The 18,530-nt window shown below is 66.5% G+C and carries 21 protein-coding genes and 2 pseudogenes; 20 read left to right on the top strand and 3 right to left on the bottom strand.

The features are described from left to right. Positions 1 to 4: 4 nt before the first annotated feature. Entirely contained in the window at positions 5 to 811 is an 807-nt protein-coding gene (locus QFZ47_RS20425; RefSeq protein ID WP_307657356.1) for an aldolase, read from the top strand. Positions 812 to 855: 44 nt separating this feature from the next. Further along, entirely contained in the window at positions 856 to 969 is a 114-nt protein-coding gene (locus QFZ47_RS20420; RefSeq protein WP_307658979.1) for a helix-turn-helix domain-containing protein, read from the top strand. On the opposite strand, the gene pdxR is transcribed toward QFZ47_RS20420, so the two are convergent. Beyond that, on the bottom strand, positions 966 to 2,468 hold the full coding sequence (gene pdxR, locus QFZ47_RS20415) for a MocR-like pyridoxine biosynthesis transcription factor PdxR (RefSeq protein WP_307657355.1): 1,503 nt from the start codon (positions 2,466 to 2,468) through the stop codon (positions 966 to 968). The genes QFZ47_RS20420 and pdxR overlap by 4 nt on opposite strands. A gap of 84 nt (positions 2,469 to 2,552) precedes the next feature. On the opposite strand from pdxR, the gene QFZ47_RS20410 reads away from it, so the two are divergent. From QFZ47_RS20410 to QFZ47_RS20390, 5 genes and pseudogenes are all read left to right on the top strand, one after another. Continuing rightward, the gene (locus QFZ47_RS20410; RefSeq protein WP_307657353.1) at positions 2,553 to 3,185 is read left to right on the top strand and encodes an FMN-binding negative transcriptional regulator; all 633 of its coding nucleotides are present in this window, start codon (positions 2,553 to 2,555) and stop codon (positions 3,183 to 3,185) included. Positions 3,186 to 3,207: 22 nt separating this feature from the next. Beyond that, complete coding sequence (locus QFZ47_RS20405) at positions 3,208 to 3,552, top strand: antibiotic biosynthesis monooxygenase family protein (RefSeq protein ID WP_307657352.1); 345 nt, start codon at positions 3,208 to 3,210, stop codon at positions 3,550 to 3,552. A gap of 71 nt (positions 3,553 to 3,623) precedes the next feature. After that, positions 3,624 to 3,944, top strand: a complete 321-nt coding sequence (gene sugE / locus QFZ47_RS20400) for a quaternary ammonium compound efflux SMR transporter SugE (protein WP_307658978.1) — start codon at positions 3,624 to 3,626, stop codon at positions 3,942 to 3,944. Between the two features lie 176 nt (positions 3,945 to 4,120). Then, entirely contained in the window at positions 4,121 to 5,245 is a 1,125-nt protein-coding gene (locus QFZ47_RS20395) for a trans-sulfuration enzyme family protein (RefSeq protein WP_307657351.1), read from the top strand. A gap of 47 nt (positions 5,246 to 5,292) precedes the next feature. After that, positions 5,293 to 5,406: pseudogene (locus QFZ47_RS20390) on the top strand (helix-turn-helix domain-containing protein); the annotation flags it as partial. Positions 5,407 to 5,488: 82 nt separating this feature from the next. Here QFZ47_RS20390 and QFZ47_RS20385 read toward each other — a convergent pair. Beyond that, complete coding sequence (locus QFZ47_RS20385) at positions 5,489 to 7,084, bottom strand: IclR family transcriptional regulator domain-containing protein (RefSeq protein ID WP_307657350.1); 1,596 nt, start codon at positions 7,082 to 7,084, stop codon at positions 5,489 to 5,491. Positions 7,085 to 7,257: 173 nt separating this feature from the next. Between QFZ47_RS20385 and QFZ47_RS20380 the strand changes: the two genes are divergently transcribed. From QFZ47_RS20380 to QFZ47_RS20360, 6 genes and pseudogenes are all read left to right on the top strand, one after another. Then, entirely contained in the window at positions 7,258 to 8,067 is an 810-nt protein-coding gene (locus QFZ47_RS20380; protein ID WP_307657349.1) for an RraA family protein, read from the top strand. A gap of 13 nt (positions 8,068 to 8,080) precedes the next feature. After that, positions 8,081 to 8,533: a nuclear transport factor 2 family protein gene (locus tag QFZ47_RS20375; RefSeq protein WP_307657348.1), complete on the top strand. Its 453-nt coding sequence runs from the start codon at positions 8,081 to 8,083 to the stop codon at positions 8,531 to 8,533. Continuing rightward, on the top strand, positions 8,530 to 8,823 hold the full coding sequence (locus QFZ47_RS20370) for a Dabb family protein (RefSeq protein ID WP_307657347.1): 294 nt from the start codon (positions 8,530 to 8,532) through the stop codon (positions 8,821 to 8,823). The genes QFZ47_RS20375 and QFZ47_RS20370 overlap by 4 nt, the downstream gene beginning before the upstream one ends. Position 8,824: 1 nt before the next feature. Then, positions 8,825 to 10,420 carry an aldehyde dehydrogenase (NADP(+)) gene (locus QFZ47_RS20365; protein WP_307657346.1) on the top strand — a complete coding sequence of 532 codons (1,596 nt, stop codon included), beginning with the start codon at positions 8,825 to 8,827 and terminating at the stop codon, positions 10,418 to 10,420. Then, positions 10,398 to 10,946 (top strand): annotated as a pseudogene (locus QFZ47_RS28905) (aldose epimerase family protein); the annotation flags it as partial. The gene QFZ47_RS20365 and the pseudogene QFZ47_RS28905, both read left to right, overlap by 23 nt. An 89-nt stretch (positions 10,947 to 11,035) precedes the next feature. Beyond that, entirely contained in the window at positions 11,036 to 11,326 is a 291-nt protein-coding gene (locus QFZ47_RS20360; RefSeq protein ID WP_307657345.1) for an aldose epimerase family protein, read from the top strand. 17 nt (positions 11,327 to 11,343) lie between these two features. Here QFZ47_RS20360 and QFZ47_RS20355 read toward each other — a convergent pair whose 3' ends face one another. Beyond that, positions 11,344 to 12,315: a LysR substrate-binding domain-containing protein gene (locus QFZ47_RS20355; RefSeq protein WP_307657344.1), complete on the bottom strand. Its 972-nt coding sequence runs from the start codon at positions 12,313 to 12,315 to the stop codon at positions 11,344 to 11,346. A 93-nt stretch (positions 12,316 to 12,408) separates the two neighbouring features. On the opposite strand from QFZ47_RS20355, the gene QFZ47_RS20350 reads away from it, so the two are divergent. The 7 genes from QFZ47_RS20350 (at position 12,409) to QFZ47_RS20320 (ending at position 18,519) form a co-directional block, all read left to right on the top strand. Next, on the top strand, positions 12,409 to 13,437 hold the full coding sequence (locus QFZ47_RS20350; protein ID WP_307657343.1) for an NAD-dependent epimerase/dehydratase family protein: 1,029 nt from the start codon (positions 12,409 to 12,411) through the stop codon (positions 13,435 to 13,437). Beyond that, the gene (locus QFZ47_RS20345) at positions 13,434 to 14,513 is read left to right on the top strand and encodes an Ldh family oxidoreductase (protein ID WP_307657342.1); all 1,080 of its coding nucleotides are present in this window, start codon (positions 13,434 to 13,436) and stop codon (positions 14,511 to 14,513) included. The genes QFZ47_RS20350 and QFZ47_RS20345 overlap by 4 nt, the downstream gene beginning before the upstream one ends. 42 nt (positions 14,514 to 14,555) lie before the next feature. Beyond that, entirely contained in the window at positions 14,556 to 15,380 is an 825-nt protein-coding gene (locus tag QFZ47_RS20340) for a transporter substrate-binding domain-containing protein (RefSeq protein WP_307657341.1), read from the top strand. Positions 15,381 to 15,412: 32 nt separating this feature from the next. After that, a complete protein-coding gene (locus tag QFZ47_RS20335) occupies positions 15,413 to 16,225 on the top strand; it encodes a transporter substrate-binding domain-containing protein (protein ID WP_307657340.1) in 813 nt (270 codons plus the stop codon). A 237-nt stretch (positions 16,226 to 16,462) separates the two neighbouring features. Next, positions 16,463 to 17,146 carry an amino acid ABC transporter permease gene (locus QFZ47_RS20330; RefSeq protein ID WP_307657339.1) on the top strand — a complete coding sequence of 228 codons (684 nt, stop codon included), beginning with the start codon at positions 16,463 to 16,465 and terminating at the stop codon, positions 17,144 to 17,146. Positions 17,147 to 17,159: 13 nt separating this feature from the next. Next, positions 17,160 to 17,807: an amino acid ABC transporter permease gene (locus tag QFZ47_RS20325; protein WP_307657338.1), complete on the top strand. Its 648-nt coding sequence runs from the start codon at positions 17,160 to 17,162 to the stop codon at positions 17,805 to 17,807. Continuing rightward, positions 17,791 to 18,519 (top strand): amino acid ABC transporter ATP-binding protein, encoded by a 729-nt coding sequence (locus QFZ47_RS20320; RefSeq protein WP_307657337.1) that lies wholly within the window; start codon positions 17,791 to 17,793, stop codon positions 18,517 to 18,519. Before QFZ47_RS20325 ends, QFZ47_RS20320 begins: the two co-directional genes overlap by 17 nt. Positions 18,520 to 18,530: the final 11 nt, after the last annotated feature.

The raw sequence follows: 18,530 nt of genomic DNA, 5'->3' as shown, positions 1-18,530 counted from the left end.
GTCTATGAACACAAGACTAGATACCTTTGCACTCGACAAGTCGACACTTGTTTCGCAGTCGACTCGACGTATGGATCAACAATTTGAGGACAGCCCTTACTCGCTTCGGCAGAAGCTTGCGTTGACGTGTCGAATTCTCTTCGACAACGGACATGACTCTGGGCTTGCGGGCCAGATCACTGCTCGCACGGGGACGCCGGGCGAGTTCTATACACAACGGCTGGGACTGGGGTTCGACGAAATCTCGGAGGACAATCTTCTATTGGTCGACGAAGACTTGAATGTGCTCGAAGGCGATGGAATGCCAAACCCAGCCAATCGCTTCCACTCCTGGGTGTACCGAGCACGTCCGGACGTGAATTGCATCATCCATACTCACGCTGTTCACACAGCCGCCTTAGGTATGTTGGAGCAGCCTCTGCTGATATCGCACATGGACAACTGTGTGCTGTATGACGATGTCGCGTTCGTTGCCAACTGGCCGGGTATCCCGGTAGGCAACGAAGAAGGTGAGTTCATCGCCGCGGCCCTGGGAAAGAAGCGCGCGCTGCTTCTTTCTCATCATGGGCTCTTGATTGCTGGTTCCACGGTTGAGGAAGCATGCGTGCTTGCGATCGCGTTTGAACGAGCAGCGCGCATGCAGTTGCTTGCCAACGGCGCTGGTGAGATCAAGCCCATCGATCCTTCGCTCGGAGCTGAGGCCCATGACTGGGTTCTGCGTCCGAAACGAAACACAATAGCCTTCGAATACTACGCGCGCAGGTCACTCAAGAATCCGCAAAATTCGGATTGCCTTCGCGCCTTGGCGTAGGCGTTTCCGGCAGCCGCTAACTTGATCGCGAGCGCGATGCCTGCATACAGAAGACGCTCGCGGAGACCGCCGGCGACAAGGACGGAGCCGCGCGCCGGCTGGGCATCAGCCGCGCGACGCTGTATCGGGAGCTTCGGCGCTTGCCCGCTTTGCCTTAGCGGCTACGTGCGGCTTCGGACCCCTGCTCGGCGATCACCGCTGCGAGAACGCGTATTCCCTGATCGATCTCCCCCACCGATAGGCTGGCATATCCCAGGATCAGTCCGGCCGGCCGGGGTTGCATGCGCGATTGCGGCTTGGCGAACAGAGGCGACACCGAATAGACGCCCACGCCCTTGGCGCGAACAGCAGCCGCGAGCGCAGGCTCGTCCTGAGGCCGCAGGAACGGCAGCCAGAGCACCACATGCAGGCCGGCCGCCGCGCCGATGACCGTGGCGCTGGCAGGCAGGTGGCGCGCAATGGCATCGAGCAGCGCCGCCCGTCGGCGTTCGTGCTCGCGGCGCGTGCGCCGCACGTGACGCTCGTAGGCGCCGCTGTCGATCAACGACGCCAGCACACGCTGCTCCAGCACGGGCGCATGGCGGTCGGCCAACCGCTTGGCCTGCCGGAACACCGGCACCAATTCAGGAGGCAGCACCAGGTAGCCCAGCCGAAGCTGCGGCGACAGCGCCTTGGAGAAGGTGCCGATGTAGATCACGCGACCTTCGGTATCGATCGACTGCAACGCGTCGATCGGGCGCTGGCCATAGCGAAACTCCCCGTCGTAATCGTCCTCGACGACCCAGGTGCGGTGTGTTCGTGCCCAACGAAGCAGTTCCAGACGCCGGCCGATGGGCAGCACACCTCCGAGCGGAAACTGGTGCGATGGCGTCACATAGGCCAGGCGTGCGCGCTCGTCTTTTGGCAGCCTGGCCGTGTCCAGGCCATGGGCGTCCACCGGTATCGCCAAGGCCTCGGCGCCCGTGGCCTCGAAACACCGGCGTGCCATCAGGTAGCCGGGCTCCTCGAAAACGAAGGTGTCGCCGGGATCAAGCAGAAGCCGCGCACACAAGTCGATGGCCTGCTGCGAGCCGTGCACCACTAGGATCTGCTCGGCATCGCAGGCGAGGCCCCGCGCGCGCCGGAGGTACCCCTGCAGCGAACGTCGCAGCGATGCGTCGCCTTCGGGCGCAACGTAGTAGAGCCTACGTTGATGGCGCAGCAGTTCAGCCTGGTAGGCACGCCGCCAGGCCAGTGCCGGAAAATCGCGAGAAGCGACCGCGCCGTAGAGGAAGTCGATGCGACAAGGTTCCGCAGGAGCAAGCCCGGGCATGTCGATCGCCGCCACGCGGCGGCCGAACGCCGAGACCGCCGGCGCAATCTCGATTCGTCGTTTCAGCTTCGCGGTGGATTGTGCGGCCGCAGCCAGCGGACTCGCGACGCGGGCAACGCGACCGGCCGAAGTGGCGAGGAAGCCCTCGGCCGCGAGTTGCTCATAGGCCGCGGTGACGGTGGTGCGCGACACCCCGAGATCGGCCGCCAGGGCACGCGTGGACGGCACCTGCGCGCCTGCGGCGAGCGTGCCGTCGGCGATCTGGGAACGCAGCAAGTCGTAGATGCGGCGTCCGGACCCGTTGGCACCGGAACTCGTGGTCGGTCGCGTACGAAACTGGTTCATGCAAAAGAAATAAAACTGGACCTTCCCATTGTTCCAGTTCCGCGCGAGAGTACCCGCTGCCCACATCATTCCCGCCCTCCCCCGATGTACATCCCCACGCACTTCGCCGAAACAAGACCCGAGGAACTGAATCGCATCATCCGGGAGCATTCGCTGGGCGCGCTGGTCACGCACGGGACCTCGGGGCTGGACGCCGATCACCTCCCTTTCGAGTTCGATCCCGACGTGGGAACGCATGGCTTGCTGTCGGCCCACATCGCTCGCGCCAATCCGCTGTGGCAGCGTTGCCCCACGGGAACTCCCGTGATGGTCGTCTTCGGCGGCGCCCAGGCCTACATCTCGCCCAATTGGTACCCCTCAAAGCACGAGGCGCACCGCCAGGTGCCGACCTGGAACTACGAGGTGGTGCACGCGCACGGCGTGCTCACCGTGCATGACGACGAGCGCTTTGCGCGCCGCATCATCGCGCGCCTGACGCGGCGCCACGAGGCGGCCGAACCAAGACCATGGAAGATGGGCGACTCCGCGCCCGAGTACATCGACAGCATGGTGCGCAACATCGTGGGCATAGAGATCGCCGTCACCTCGCTGGTGGGCAAGTCCAAGCTCAGCCAGAACAAGGAAGCGCGCGACCGCCTCAACGCCGCGGACACCTTGGAGGCGCGCGGACGCGACGAACTGGCAGGACTGATGCGCAGTGCCGGCGGAACGAGCTGACGAGGCCTGCACAAACAAACCCATGTACACCTCCACCTTCACTTTCTCAAAGGGCGAGTTCGACGACGAGTTCCACGCCTTGGACAACCTCATTGCACAGCTTGCCAGGTCCATCACCGGCTATCTCGGCGAAGAGAGTTGGGAAAATCCTGCAACAGGGCTCGTCTCCAACGTGTACTACTGGAAGACGATGGAGGCGCTCCAGGAGCTCATTGGGCACCCGGCCCACATCGCTGCAAAGCAGCGCCAGGCGCTTTGGCTCAAGGGCTACCAGGTGGTCATTGCACAGGTTGTGCGCTGCTACGGCGATGGCGGCATTCCGCACCCGCTCGCTGGCGTAACCCAATCAGCACCTTGCGTCCGCTGAATTTCGGCGGTCGTATGAACAGCAACGGAGTCGATCGAATGCGGCGTCTGGTTCGCCGAATGGAGAGTCATATGGCGTGGATGCTTCTGCTTGTCGCCGGTCTTCTTGAAGTGGGCTGGGCCATCGGCCTGAAGTACACAGATGGATTCACCAAGTTGTGGCCAAGCATCTTCACGATCGCAGCTATGGTCATCAGCGTCGTGTTGCTGGGGATCGCCATGAAGTCCCTACCCGTTGGCACCTCGTACGCCATCTGGGTCGGCGTCGGGGCAGTCGGCACAGCAATCCTCGGCATTTTCCTGTTCGGGGAATCCGCAGCACCTGGTCGGTTGGTCAGTCTGGGCCTCATCGTTGCCGGTATCGCCGGCCTCAAACTGGCAAGCTCAGCGTAGTCTGCTTGGCTGCAGGTGCGAGCTTCCGGGTACAGCGCGAAGCGTGCCCGCATCATCAACGCCGTGCACCGCAGGCAAGTTGGTAGCCAAATCGATACCAACCCAGGCATAGGCCACGGGATCCTCAGAACTCGCATCAATAGTTCCGCATCACAGATTTTCTGGAGGTACTGAGAATGGAAAAGCACACTTCTGCAATCAAGCTGGAATCGTGGCTCGTCACGGCAGGCCGTGCCTCTGAGCACGGCGCTCCGTTGAACGTGCCGCTGATCCCAGCATCAAACTTCATCATCGGCAGCGGGCGGGAGTACTCGCGGGACGACGGCACCCCTACCTGGGAAGCACTCGAAGATGTCGTGGGTGGCCTCGAATCTGGTCAGGCCGTGGCGTTCGCTTCTGGCATGGCCGCCATCGCTGCAGTGTTTGACCAGCTTAAGGCTGGTGCGGTTGTGGTGCTTCCCGATGATTGCTATCAAGGTGTTGCAGGCCTCGCCGAGGCCGGGGTCGAAAGAAAGCGCTGGTCCGTGCAGCGGGTGGCGGTGGACGATACAGCAGGTTGGATCCGTGCCTGCGCCGCCGCTGACCTGATCTGGCTTGAATCGCCTTCAAACCCTTTGCTGACCGTGGCGGATTTAGAGGCGATATGCGCTGCACCACGCAAGCCCGGAGCGATCGTGGCGGTGGACAACACCTTCGCCACGCCCTTGAATCAGAAGCCGCTCGACTTCGGTGCCACGGTGTCTCTGCAATCGGCAACCAAGTTCATCGGCGGCCACTCCGACTTGCTTGCGGGGGTCGCGACGACAAAGGACGACGGGTTGTGGCGCGCCCTCAGGAAGTCCCGCGAGTTGACTGGCGCGACACCAGGAACGCTCGAAGCCTTTCTTGCCATCCGTGGCGCGAGAACCCTTTCGCTTCGTCTTCAGCGGGCCCAGCAAACTGCTATGGTGCTTTCGGACCGGCTGGAAGGGCACCCGCTGATTACTCGTGTCCGGTACCCGGGCCTGCCGTCGCATCCGACGCATGCCATTGCTAAGCGTGTGCTCAAGGGCTTCGGAACCATTATTTCGTTCGACATGCGTGGAGGGCCTGATTTTGCTGACGGTGTCTGCAAAAATGTCAGGCTGATCCGCCATGCGACAAGTCTCGGTGCCGTGGAATCAACGATGGAAAGAAGAGCTGCGATCCCCGGACAGGGCCATCTTCCACCTTCGCTTCTGCGGCTCAGTGTCGGCATCGAGGATGCGGACGATCTCTGGAGCGACCTCGACTCGGCAATACGTTCTGCTGCACTGAAATAGCCAATTTCGACCACGCACACAGCGACCAGCCAAGAAATACCAAGGCGATCGAAACACTCGACCGACCGCTGCGGTATTTCCTTTGCATTGCGGAGCTGGGCTCCCTCTCCAAGGCGGCCGACAAGCTCGACCAAACACAGTCCGGAATGAGCAAGCAACTGGGTGTATGAAGTGGGTTCATGCACAGTCCGGCTTGAGCAAGCAACTGGGCACGCCCCAGTCGATCTTTGGTTGCAGACTCGTTCATATATCAACTGCAAGCAGCCGCCCCGACAGCGGTGCGCTTGTTAGCGTGTCGAGAGGCACACTGTGCCGCGCGGTCGTGATGACCAGCCTTTCCCGCTCAGCGCCCGCGCGAGCCGGTGAGATCGCCAGGTCGGTCGCACACGGCACCGGCAGGCCGATCACCCGGTCGAGCTGCCCATCGGCGGTGAAACGCACGACGCTCCAGCCGTCGCACAGCGCGGTCCAGATTCCTCCCTGTGCATCAAACGCCAACCCGCTCACGCGTCCCGATCCCTTGGGCACGGTCGCCAAGCGGCGCATCGCGCCCTGTCCCGTCTGAAGCCGAAGGATCGAGCCAGAGCCCGGCGCCGTGGCGTAAAGGGTCTGCTCCTGCGCGTGCCAGCCGAGTGCCTGCACTGTCTCGCCCATGCGCCATTGCACATCGAGCGTGCCGTCGCTGCGCAGTCGGCCGATGGCGGAGCCGGCCTCGGGCAGGGCCAGTGCAGCCCAGACCGTGCCGCTCTCGCCGTTGCAGGCCGCGAGCACCTGCCCCGCAAGCCATGGCTCGAAAGGCGACGACTGCCCGTCGGCCGAGATGCGCTGTACGCCGCGCTCGTGCACCACGATCACGCCGTCTTCATGACGCAGCAGGGCGACCACGGGCGCCTCGACCGTCGCTACCTCGTGGTCTTGCCCGTTCGCATGGAGGTGCACCGAGGGCGCGAGCACATCGGCCCACCAGAAGCGGCTGCCATCGGCCGACCACAGCGGATGCGCGCCATGAAACGCCCAGTGTCCGGGCAGTGCCGTCAACGCTGCTTCGGTGCTCGGCGTCGGGTCGGTTCCAGCCGGCTGCAACTGCGCACCGACACGGCGCGCGGCCTCGGCCACCTCGGGCCCGAGCAACTCGAGCCGGGCGCGCGTGAGCCGGTAGGCCGGTCCCGCCACACTGATCGCCCCTCGCACCTGCCCCGCGGCATCGACCACCGGCGCGCCCACGCAGCGCACGCCGAGCACGATCTCCTCGTCGTCGATGGCGTAGCCGCGCGCGCGGGTGATGCGCAGTTCAGCCTGCAGGCGGCGCCGGTCGGTGATGGTGAGCGAGGTGAACGGCTTCAGCACCGCGTCGCGCACCATCGCGTCGCGCGCCTCGTCGGGCATGGCCGAGAGGATCGCCTTGCCCTGGCTGGTGCAATGCACTGGCTTGCGCTGGCCGAGCACGGCGGCCGAGCGCTGGCTGTGGGCGCCGTCGCAGCGCTCCAGCGAGATGACTTCGCGGCCATCGAGCGCCGCCAGGTAGCTCGTCTCGCCCGTGAGGTCGCGCAGCGCGCGCAGTTCGAATGCGGCGGCCGCCACGAGGTCGGGCATGGCATAGGCCTGGCGCGCCATCTCGAAGCAGCGGAAACCGAGGCAGTAGACCTTGCGCAGCGGATCGCGCCGCACCAGCCCGCGCGCGACCAATGTGGCGAGCAGGCGGTAGACGGTGGTGCGCGGCAGGTCGAGCTGTTCGGCCAGCTCGCTCTGGCCCAGCCCTTCGGGCGCGGAACCGATGGCATCGAGCACGTCGAGTGCCTTTTCGAGGGCACCGGTGCCCTCGCCCGGAGTGGTGGCCATGGTGATGAAGCCCTTGTTTGCTGTTTGTCTCAGATAGCGGTACTGGGTGTGCCGCGCATGGCAGCAACGCAGTTGCGGCTCATTCTATTTTTGGACCTGTCTCCTTACAGTGAGCATTCCACCCTTGCGACGACCTGTGGTCTCGCCCGATCCCACCATTTGAGACAGCCTTCATGACGACGTCCCTGCCCAAGCCGCTGGCCAGCATTCCCCAGCGTGCCCCTGCTCCGTTCGTGCCCGACGCGGTGCTCGAGCGCCTCGCCAAGGCCACGAGCGGTTCGCTCACCACGCAGCTCTACATCAAGGGCTTTCGCCAGCCGGTGCTGCACGGCTTGACACCGCTGAACAGGAAGATCAAACCATTCGCAGGCAGGGCCTACACGATGCGCTTCATTCCCGCGCGGGAAGACGTCGACATGTATGGCAACCTCACGACCGAGCCCAGCGCCGACAACCTGCAGTGGGTGGGCGTGGAGCAGATCGAACCCGGCCATGTGCTGGTGATCGACAGCAACAAGGACGGCCGCGCCGCATCGATGGGCAACATGCTCATCACACGCATGATGATGCGCGGCGCGCGCGGCGTGGTCACCGACGGCTCATTCCGCGACGGCATCGAACTGAAGGAAATGGACTTTCCGATCTGGTGCACCGGCGTGACCGCGACCACGCGGCTGTCCTACCACCACGTGGCCGACCTGCAGGTGCCGATCGGCTGTGCCGGCGTGGCCGTGTACCCCGGCGACGTGATCCACGGAGACGGCGACAACATCACCGTGATCCCCGCGCATCTGGCCGAGGAGATGGCAGACCTGTGCGAGAAGCGCGACGACATCGAGGCCTACCTGGCCCTGCGCGTGCAGGCCGGCGAGGCGCTGTGGGGCCTGTACCCGCCCAGCGACGCGACGCGCCGCCAGCACAAGGAATGGGTGGCCGCCGGCCGCCCCGAGATCAAGCCCGTGCAGCCCGCCGGCGCACGCTGAACCGGAAAGAGACATGACCTACGCCCCCGACTACTACGACGGCCTGGTCCGTCGCTACTTCGACGCCTGCAATGCGGCCGACTACCAGGCGCTGATCGACTGCTTCACGCCCGACGCGGTGCACTACTTCCCGGCCGGCCTGCCCGAGGTGCCCTGGCGCACGGCCGACACCATCGCGAAGAAGTGGATCTGGTGCGTGGAGACGCTGGGTTCGCAATGGACCATCGAGCGCATCCTGATCAGCCACGACAAACCCGAGGCCATGATCGAGTGGACGCACTGGAAGAACAAGAGCGGCACGGCGCTGCGCGGCGCCGAGTGGTACGACTTCGAGAACGGCAAGATCAAGGAGATCCGCGCCTACTACGCCTCGCCGGCCGACAAGGGAACTCCCATCAACGAGCTGGTCGATTTCGACTACGCCGGGCGTGGCTACGCGCTCAAGAGCGAAGGGACTGCCAAGTGATCCGCCACGTCGTGCTCTTTCGCCGCAAGACGGACGTCGAGAAGGACCTGGCGCGCGAAGCCGCGCTGGCCGAGCGCATGGCTGCCCTGGGCGCGCAGATTCCGGCGATCCGCCACTGGCGCGTGGCCGCGAACGAGCTCGTGCGGCCGATCAGCTGGGACTACGTGCTGGAGTCCGAGGTCGAGAGCGCCGCAGCGCTCGACGAGTACCTGTTCCATCCCCTGCACCAAGCCTTGGTCGCAGATCTCAAGCCCTACTTCGACTGGGCCGCCGTCGACTACACCGTTTGACATGACCACCATCACCCTCACCGGCGACATGCTCATCGGCGCCAGCGCCGTGCGTGGCAGCGCAGGCACCCAGCGCGCCTTCAACCCCGCCACCAACGCCGAGATCGACGAGCCCAGCTTTGGCCTGGGCGACGCGGCCGACGTGGACCGCGCGGCCACGCTGGCCGCCGCGGCGTTCGACACCTATCGGAGCTTGCCGCTGGCCACGCGCGCGGCGTTCCTGGAAACCATCGCCGAGAACATCCTGGCGCTCGGCGACACGCTGATCACACGGGCGCACGAAGAATGCGGCCTGCCCATCGCGCGCCTGCAAAGCGAGCGAGGCCGCACGGTGGGCCAATTGCGCCTGTTCGCCAAGATCGTGCGCGACGGCCACTTCCTCAAGGCCACGATCGATCCGGCCCAGCCCGCGCGTCAACCACTGCCGCGCGCCGATCTGCGCCTGGCCAAGCTGCCGCTGGGCCCGGTGGCGGTGTTCGGCGCCAGCAACTTCCCGCTGGCCTTCTCGGTGGCCGGCGGCGACACTGCCGCCGCGCTGGCCGCGGGCGCGCCCGTGATCGTGAAGGCGCACAGCGCGCACCTGGGCACGTCTGAACTGGTGGGCCGCGCGCTGCAGCAGGCGGTGCAGGCCCACGGCCTGCCCGAGGGCGTGTTCTCGCTGCTGATCGGCGCCGGCCGCCAGATCGGGGAGGCGCTGGTGGCCCACCCAGCCATTCAGGCCGTCGGCTTCACCGGCTCGCGCCAGGGCGGCCTGGCGCTGCAGAAGATCGCCAATGCACGGCACCAGCCCATCCCGGTCTATGCCGAGATGAGCAGCATCAATCCCGTGTTTCTGCTGCCGGCGGCGCTGGCTGAGCGGGCCGAATCCATCGGCAAGGGCTTCGCGGCCTCGCTGGCCCTGGGCGCGGGCCAGTTCTGCACAAACCCCGGTCTGGTGCTGGCCTGCGATGGCCCCGGCTTTGCCGGTTTTCTGCAGGCCATGCACGATGCGTTGGCCGCCACACCCGCGCAGACCATGCTCACGCCCGGCATCCACGCGGCCTACCAGACCGGCTCGCAGAAAGTCGGCGCCACGCCCGGCGTGGAAACGGCGGTGTTGGGGGCCGGGGCGGGCGATCGGCCCAATGCCGCGCAGGCCGCGCTGTATGTGACCGATGCCGCACGGTTCCTGGCCACGCCCACGCTCCGCGAAGAAATGTTCGGCCCCGCCGCCATCGTCGTTCGCACACGCGACATGCAGGAGATGCTGCAGGTGGCGGAGCAGCTGGAAGGCCAGCTGACCGCGACCTTGCAGCTGGACACCGCCGACCATGCGGACGCGCGCCGCCTGCTCCCGGTGCTCGAACGCAAGGCTGGCCGCATCCTGGTCAACGGCTTCCCGACGGGCGTCGAGGTCTGCCACGCGATGGTGCACGGCGGCCCGTTCCCGTCCACCTCGAACGCGATGTTCACCTCGGTCGGCGCCGAGTCCATCGAGCGCTTCCTGCGCCCCGTGTGCTACCAGGACCTGCCGGACGCGCTGCTGCCCGCTGCGTTGCAGCAGGCCAATCCGCTGGGCCTGTGGCGCATGGTCGATGGCGCTGTGCGCCAGCCCTGATCGCGGCTTGGCCATGAACCCCGTCAGGCTGCGCGCCGGCCGCGCCGAGTTGCGCCTGCTGCCTGCCGCCGGTGGGCGCATCACCGCCTGCACGCTGGCGGCACCGGACGGCACGCTGCAGCAGGTACTGCAGCCCTACCCCGAGCAGCACGACGACCTTGACCGATGGGCCAAGGGAGGCATCTACCCGCTCGTGCCCTACAACGGGCGCATCCGCGATGCCCGGTTGCGCCACGCTGATCACGATTGGATGCTGACACCGCACGCGGGCAGCCCCCACACGCTGCACGGCATCGCCCAGCGCCGGCCCTGGCAACTGCTGGCGTGTGACGCCAGCCGGGCGCGCCTGGCCTATGTGCACGCCGCCGACACGCACTGGCCGTGGGCATTCGAGACTGCCATGGACGTCGCGCTGGACCCGGGCCGCGTGCGCATCGCGCTCACACTGCGCAACACGGGCAGCGCGGACATGCCAGGCGGCGTGGGCCTGCACCCGTACTTCGTGCACCGGGCCGACAACCAGGTGCGGTTCGATGCCGGCCCGCTTGGCCGTTCGACATCGACTACCTGCCGCGAGAGCCCGCGGCCGATGGCAGACATCGCCGGCCCTGGACCGTGGGCGCAGCGGACTTCGCGGCTGGCGAGGTCACGCACTTCATTGCGGACTGGTCCGGCACGCTCGATATCCGTTCTGCGCAGGCCAGACCCGTCCGGCTACTCGCCAGCGGCGCGATGGACCAGCTCGTCATCCATCGGCCCGCGAACGCACCACACGTCTGCATCGAGCCCGTCAGCCATCTGCCCGACGGCTTCAACCTGCATGCGCGCGGCGTGGCGGGCACAGGCACCCGCATCCTGGCGCCCGGCGCGCAGCTGCAGGGGCAGCTCGACATCGTGCTGGGGTGAACCGGCGCGCCGCGCCATCAACCGCGGCGCGGCCTCTTGCGCGCGAGGCGCTGCAGGATGGCCATCATGTCCTGCGCAGTCGATGTGAGTTCCATGCCACGCCGCGTGACGATGCCGTAGGGCGACAGCGCGCTTTTCAGCCGCACCGGCAAAACGCGAAAGCGCTCGCCTTCGTTGTCGACCATGGCGCGCGGCAGCACGCCGACCATGCCCGCCTTCTCGACCATGTTGAGCATGGTGTAGACCGACGACACGCGCACCAAGTCGGCCGGCAATCCCAGGCCTTCGCCGCCGAACTCAGCTTCCAGCAAGCGCCGCGTCGGCGTGGGCGAATCCTGGATCACCCAAGGCAGGCCATGCAGGTCGGCCAGGCTGCGCGAGCGCTGCGAAACCGGGCCATCGCGGCCCGTGAAGATGCACAGCGGCTCGTCGCTGAGCGGCAGCAGTTCGAATTGCAAACTGTCCTGCGGCCGCACGAAACGCGCGAGCACGAAGTCGAACTCGTTCTTCGCCAAGTCCGCCAGTAGCCGGTCGCTGGAGGACTCGACGATGCGCACCGAGACTGCCGGCCGCGTCTTCTTGAGCTCCAGCACCGCTGCCGGCAGCAGACCGGCCGCCGTCACCATGATGGCGCCGATGGTCAGCGTGCCGTGGCCGCTGCGCACCAGCGTGTCCAAGTCGGCACCGAAGCGTTGCGTCTCGCCGAGCACGCGGCGCGCGTACACGGCCACGAAGCGGCCAAAGTCGTTGATCTCGATCGCGCGCGCGCGCCGCGTGAACAGCTGCACGCCCAGCACATCCTCCAGGTCCTGCAGGATCTTGGTGGCCGCCGGCTGCGTGAGGCTCATCGCCACTGCCGCCTGCCGCAGGCTGCTGGTGCGCGCCAGCGCGTCGACGAGGCGCAGATGCTTGAGCCGCAGGCGGCCCACCAGTCGATGCCGCGCGCGCTCCGCGGCCTGTTCCTGCGCGTCGTCTCTGCTGATAACCATTGCGTATCAAATCCGGAAATTTCTTCAATATTAATTGGATGGTGTCCCTCCTACAGTGCGAGCCGGTTCAACACACTCGAAGGAAGACATCTCATGCAGGTTTTCGTCTCAGGCGCCACGGGGCGCGTCGGTGGCACGCTCGCGCGCGCCTTGCTGGAACGGGGCTGGCGCGTGCGCACGCTGGCACTGCCGCAGGACCGCAACCTGGCGGCCACGCGCGACGCCGGCATCGACTGCGTGGTGGGTGACCTGGCCGAGCTGTCCGCGGTGCGCCAGGCCATGGAAGGCGCCGATGCGGTATTCCACATGGCGGCCGCCATCTCGTTCCAGCCACAGGCGCGCGACCAGATCTGGAGCGCCAATGTGGTTGGCACCTACAACGTGCTGCGCGCCGCTGCGGAGCAGTCTGCCAAGCGGCCGGTGCGCCTCGTGTTCGCGTCCAGCGACCAGGTCTACCCCACGCGCTTCGCGCGCTACCGGCCCACCGACGAGCTGCACCCGCGCGAGCCCTACACCTTCTATGGGCTGAGCAAGCTGCTGGGCGAGGACATGGCCGCGTTCTACGCGCGTTCCGAGCCCGACCTGAAGATCAGCACGGCGGTGTTCTCGCACATCGAGGCTGCGCACGAGCTGCTGGACCCGAACGGCGAATACTCCAGCGCGGCGTTCTACGTGAACGGCCGCGTGCGCAGCCTGAAGGCCAGCAGCACGCACCATGCGGGCGCCACCAGCCAGGCCGAACTGCGCAGCATCCTGGACGTGCTGGAGCCGCTGGTCGCGCCCGACGAACCGCTGCTGCTGGCACGCGACGCCGACGGCAAGCCGCACACGCAGGAACTGGTCGACGTGCGCGACATCGTGCAGGGCCTGCTGCTGATCCACGACAAGCCCGAGGCCATCGGCGAGACCTTCAACCTGGCGCCCGCCACGCCGGTCAGCTTGGCAGAGTTCATACCCTATCTGGCCGAGGCCACCGGCCGGCGCTACGTCGAGGCGCGCATCCCTGCGGAACTGGGCCGCACGCACGGCAGCGCGGCCAAGGCGCGCGCACTGCTGGGCTATGCGCCGAAGTACTCGTTGTTCGACATGGTCGACGAAGCCGCCGGCAGGAGCGCACGGTGAGCGAGGGCCTGCGCTACGACGTCGCCGCCGTCCGCGCGTTCGCGCGCCAACTGTTCGAGGCGGCCGGTCTCGGGCCCGACAAGATCGACAGCGTGGTGCGCTCACTGGTCACGGCCGACATGATGGGCCACGCGACCCACGGGCTGGCCATCGCCCCCTGGTACCTGCAGGAGGCACGCAGCGGCGCCATGGCGTTGCACGGCGAGCCCGAGGTGCTCTCCGACCGCGGCGCCTGCGTGGCCTGGAACGGCCGGCGCCTGCCGGGAGCCTGGCTCATCGACCGCGCGATCGACGTGGCGCTGGAGCGCATCGAGGCGCGCGGTGTCATCACCTGCACCATCGCGAACGGCTATCACACCGGCGCGCTGGCAACCTACCTGCCGCGCCTGACCGAGCGCGGGCTGATGGTAGTTCTGGCCTGCTCGGGCCCCGCGCACAGCGGCGTTGCTCCTTTTGGCGGCACGCGCGGTGTATTCACCCCCAACCCCCTGGCCGCCGGCATGCCCAGCGGCGGCGACCCTGTGCTGCTGGACATCAGTTGCTCCATCACCACCATCAAGCGTTCGACGCAGGTGGCCAAGGCCGGCGGCCGGCTCCCGGGCCAGTGGGTGATGGACGCACACGGCGAGCCCACGGACGACCCTGCCGTGCTGCTACAGGGCAACGGCAGCCTGCTGCCCATCGGCGGGCTGGACCACGGCCACAAGGGCTACGCAATGGCCTTGCTCGTCGAGTCGCTGACGCAGGGCCTGTCGGGCTACGGCCGCCGCGACGGTCCCACCGGCACTGTGATGAACACCTTCCTGCAGGTGCTGGATCCGGCAGCCTTCGGTGGCCGCTGCGCATTCACCGACGAGACCGACTGGCTGATCGAAGCCTGCCATGCCAACCCGCCACGTCCCGGCGTGGACCGTGTGCGCGTGCCTGGCGACCAGGCCATGGCGCTCCAGCGTACGGCGCTGGCCGAGGGCGTGGTGCTGGACCAGGCAATCCTCGACGGCCTGGCGCCGTACGCCTCGGCCTGTGGCCTGGCGCTGCCGCAGGCCCTGAACCAGCGCGACACCCAGACGGCCTGAACCCATTTCCCTTTCACCGGCAACACGACCAAGAGACAAGACATGCACCACCGTCCCATACCCAACCTGCGCCGCACCTGGCTACATGCCGCCCTCGCCTGCACGCTCGCCGGCGTGGCCTGGGCGCCTGCCCATGCCGACGCGCTGGACAGCATTGCCAGGAGCGGTGTGCTGCGCATCTCGATCGACCCGGCCGCGCCACCCTACTCCGCCAAGGACGCCAGGCTCGCGTTCGCAGGATCGGAGGTCGAGGTCGCCGAACTTCTGGCCAAGGACCTGGGCTTCAAGCTGGAGATCGTGCCGACCAATCCGGCGAGCCGCATCCCGTACGTGCTGACCGACAAGACCGATCTGGTGATCTCCACCCTGTCGATCACGCCAGAACGCGAGAAGGTGATCGATTTCTCGGTGCCGTATTCCGGCATCCAGGTCATCGTGGGCGCACCGCGCGCCACACCGCTGGCCCGCGTGGACAACCTGGTGGGCCGCAAGGTGGCCGTGGTGCGCGGCAGCACCAACGACACCGAGCTGACCAAGGTCGCCAAACCCGGCACCGAGGTCGTGCGCTTCGACGACGATGCGACGGCCATCACCGCGGTTCTCAGCGGCCAGGCCGAGTTCTATTGCACGGCGCCCGCCCTGCTGGCTCCGATCAACCAGCGCCGGCCGGAGCTGGCGATGGAGCCCAAGCTGGTGGTCAAGACCAACCTCACCGGCATCGGTATCCGCAAGAACGAGACACGCCTGAAGGCCCGCGTGGATGACTGGGTGCGCGAGAACCTGCGCAACGGCAAGCTCAATGCGATCTACCGCAAGCACCACAACGCCGACCTGTCGCCTGAGGTCGCGCGTGCCGCAGGCGCCTGACCCCAACCAAGACCGACTTCAAGGACATCGCCATGACCATGCGCCATTCCGGCTGCTTCCTCGGCGCCCTGTGCGCCGCCGTGTTCACCCTGTGGGCGCCTGCCGCCTTGGCCCAGTCCGATACGCTCGCCAAAGTGAAGGAGAGCCGCAAGATCCGCATCGCGATCGATCTCAACGTACCACCCTGGTCGTACAAGAACGACAAGCTGGAGGTGACCGGCTCGGAAGCCGAGACCGCCCAGTTGCTGGCCAAGGACCTGGGCGCGGAGTTGGAGATCGTGACCACCAACGGGGCGAACCGCATTCCGCTGCTGATCACCAACCGCGCCGACATCGTGATCTCGGCCATGACCATCACGCCCGAGCGCCTGAAGGCGATCGACTTCTCCATTCCGTACTCCGGCATCTCCACGTTCGTGGCCGCACCGAAGTCCATGGTCATCCGTACGCCGGCGGACCTGGCGGGCAAGCGCATCGCCGTCACGCGCGGCACCACCAACGACGCCGACGTGACAAAGCTTGCGCCGCCCGGCGCCGAGATCGTGCGCTTCGAGGACGAGGCCACGACCATGACCGCTGTGGTCAGCGGCCAGATGGACGTGATCGCGCAGGCCACCACACTGATCGCCCTGATCAACCAGAAGGCGCCCGCGCGGCAGCTGGAGCCCAAGCTGCCCTTGCAGGAATCCCTGTTCGGCGTCGGCCTACGCAAAGGCGACACACGCATGAAGGAGTGGATCGACCGCTGGATCCAGGCACAGCTCAAGAACGGCAAGCTGCAGGCGATCTACCGCAAGCACCAAGGTGCGGATCTGCCTGCGGCGGTGCTCAAGTCCGCTTCCTGAAGGCTGCTGCGCACGCCAACGCAAGGGGGTTGCGTCCCACCCATCGGGACGATTCCGGGCGACTCGGGTTAACCCCGAACGTCCCGAATACCGGGGTGCTCTTTAGCATTCCCGGCACGCGTCTTCCATCACCTGTCCGGATGGTGGGACGCCCTCTCCTCGCACCATGAGCTCTGCCTTCTTTCTTCTCCGCTGCCGGCCCCGCGCCACGCAGCGGCCTCACCCGAGGTCCACTCCTTGAACTACGAATTCGATTTCGGCGCCGTGCTGGCGTTCTGGCCGCTGTTCGCCGAAGGCGCCTGGGTCACGCTGCGGCTGGCCTTCTTCGCCACGGTCATCGGCTTTCTGTTCGGCACGCTGTGCGCCATCGCGCGCACCAGCGGGCCGACCTGGCTGCAGCACATCGTGGCCGGTTATGTGGAAGCCATCCGCAACACCCCGCTGCTGATCCAGAGCTACTTCCTGATCTTCGGCATGGCCAGCATCGGCCTGCGCCTGCCGATCCTGGTGGGCGCCACGATCGCGCTGGTGGTCAACATCGGCGCCTACACCACCGAAATCATGCGTGCGGGCATCGACTCGATCCAGCCGGGCCAGCTGGAGGCGGCGGAATGCCTGGGCTTGTCGCGCACGCAGGTCTACCTGCATGTGGTGCTGCGCCCGGCCATGGAGCGCGTGTACCCGTCGCTGGCCAGCCAGTACGTGCTGCTGATGCTGGCCTCCAGCATCCTGTCGTCGGTCGGGGTCGAGGAACTGTTCGGCATCTCCAATCGCGTGCAGAGCGACACCTTCCGCAACTTCGAGGTGTTCGTCGTGCTCGGCGTCGTGTACCTGGCGCTGTCGATGCTGCTGCGCGCGATCTTCTGGCTGCTGAACTTGGCGCTGTTCACACGCCGGCGCAAGCTCGGCACGCCGATCTGAAGGAGCCCGCACCATGAACATGCAATACATCGGCTCGCTGCTGCAGGGCCTGTGGGGCACAGTGCTGCTGAGCCTGCTGACCTTCCTGTTCGGCGGCCTGTTCGGCCTGGTCATCGCGCTGGCGCGCATCTCGCCGCTGCGCGTGGTCGCCCGTGTCACGCAAGCCTACATCCAGTTCATGCAGGGCCTGCCGCTGCTGGTGCTGATGGGCCTGTGCTTCTATGGCCCCAGCCTGCTGGGCATGCAATCGGTCAACCCGCTGTTCGCGGCCACGCTGGCCATGACCTTCTACGCCGGCGCCTACCTGGGCGAGATCTGGCGTGGCTGCCTGGAGGCCGTGCCCAAGTCGCAGTGGGAGGCTGCCGAATGCCTGGGCCTGTCGCGCGGGCAGCGCATGCGGCTGGTGGTGCTGCCGCAAGGCCTACGGCTGGCCACGCCGCCCACCGTGGGCTTCATGGTGCAGATCGTGAAGAACACGTCCGTGGCCTCGCTGGTGGTGGGCTACACCGAGCTCTCCTACAACGCCAAGGTCCTCAACAACACCACGTTCCAGCCATTCCTGTACTTCGGGCTGGCCGGTCTTCTGTATTTCGCGGTCTGCTATCCCTTGTCCCGGCAGGCCCGCAAGCTCGAAAGGAAGCTCAATGTCAGCCGTCGTTGAACTCAGGAACATCCACAAGACCTTTGGCACCAACCATGTGCTGCGCGGCGTCAGCTTCGAGGTGGAACGGGGCCAGGTGGCCGCCATCATCGGCCAGAGCGGCTCGGGCAAGAGCACGGCGCTGCGCTGCATGGACCGGCTGGAGACGATCGACGAGGGCGAGCTGACGGTCTGCGGCCATGCGCTGCACGACCCGCGCCTGGACGTGAAGAGGCTGCGCCGCGACGTGGGCATCGTGTTCCAGAGCTACAACCTGTTCCCGCATCTGACGGTGGAGCAGAACGTGACGCTGGCGCCGCGCACGGTCAAGGGCATCAAGGCATCCGAGGCCCGCGAGATCGCCACCGCGGTGCTGGCCAAGGTCGGCCTGCAGGAAAAGATGTCGGCCTACCCCGAGCAGCTCTCGGGCGGCCAGCAGCAGCGCGTGGCGATCGCCCGCAGCCTGGCGATGGAACCCAAGCTGATGCTGTTCGACGAGGTGACCTCCGCGCTCGATCCGCAGCTCACCGGTGAGGTGCTGCGAGTCATGGAGCAGTTGGCCAAGGACGGCATGACCATGGTGCTGGTCACGCACGAGATGGCCTTTGCGCGCAACGTGGCCCACAAGGTGATCTACATGCGCGACGGCAAGGTGCACGAGAGCGGTACCGCCGACATCCTGCGCAAGCCCTCGACGCCCGAGCTGGCGCAGTTCGTCAGCGCCGACGACTGATTTCTACATAA

Source organism: Variovorax paradoxus (genome assembly GCF_030815975.1).
Taxonomy (GTDB): domain Bacteria; phylum Pseudomonadota; class Gammaproteobacteria; order Burkholderiales; family Burkholderiaceae_C; genus Variovorax; species Variovorax paradoxus_N.
Note: the sequence above shows the minus strand (reverse complement) of the source record. Positions and strands in the feature narration are given on the sequence as shown.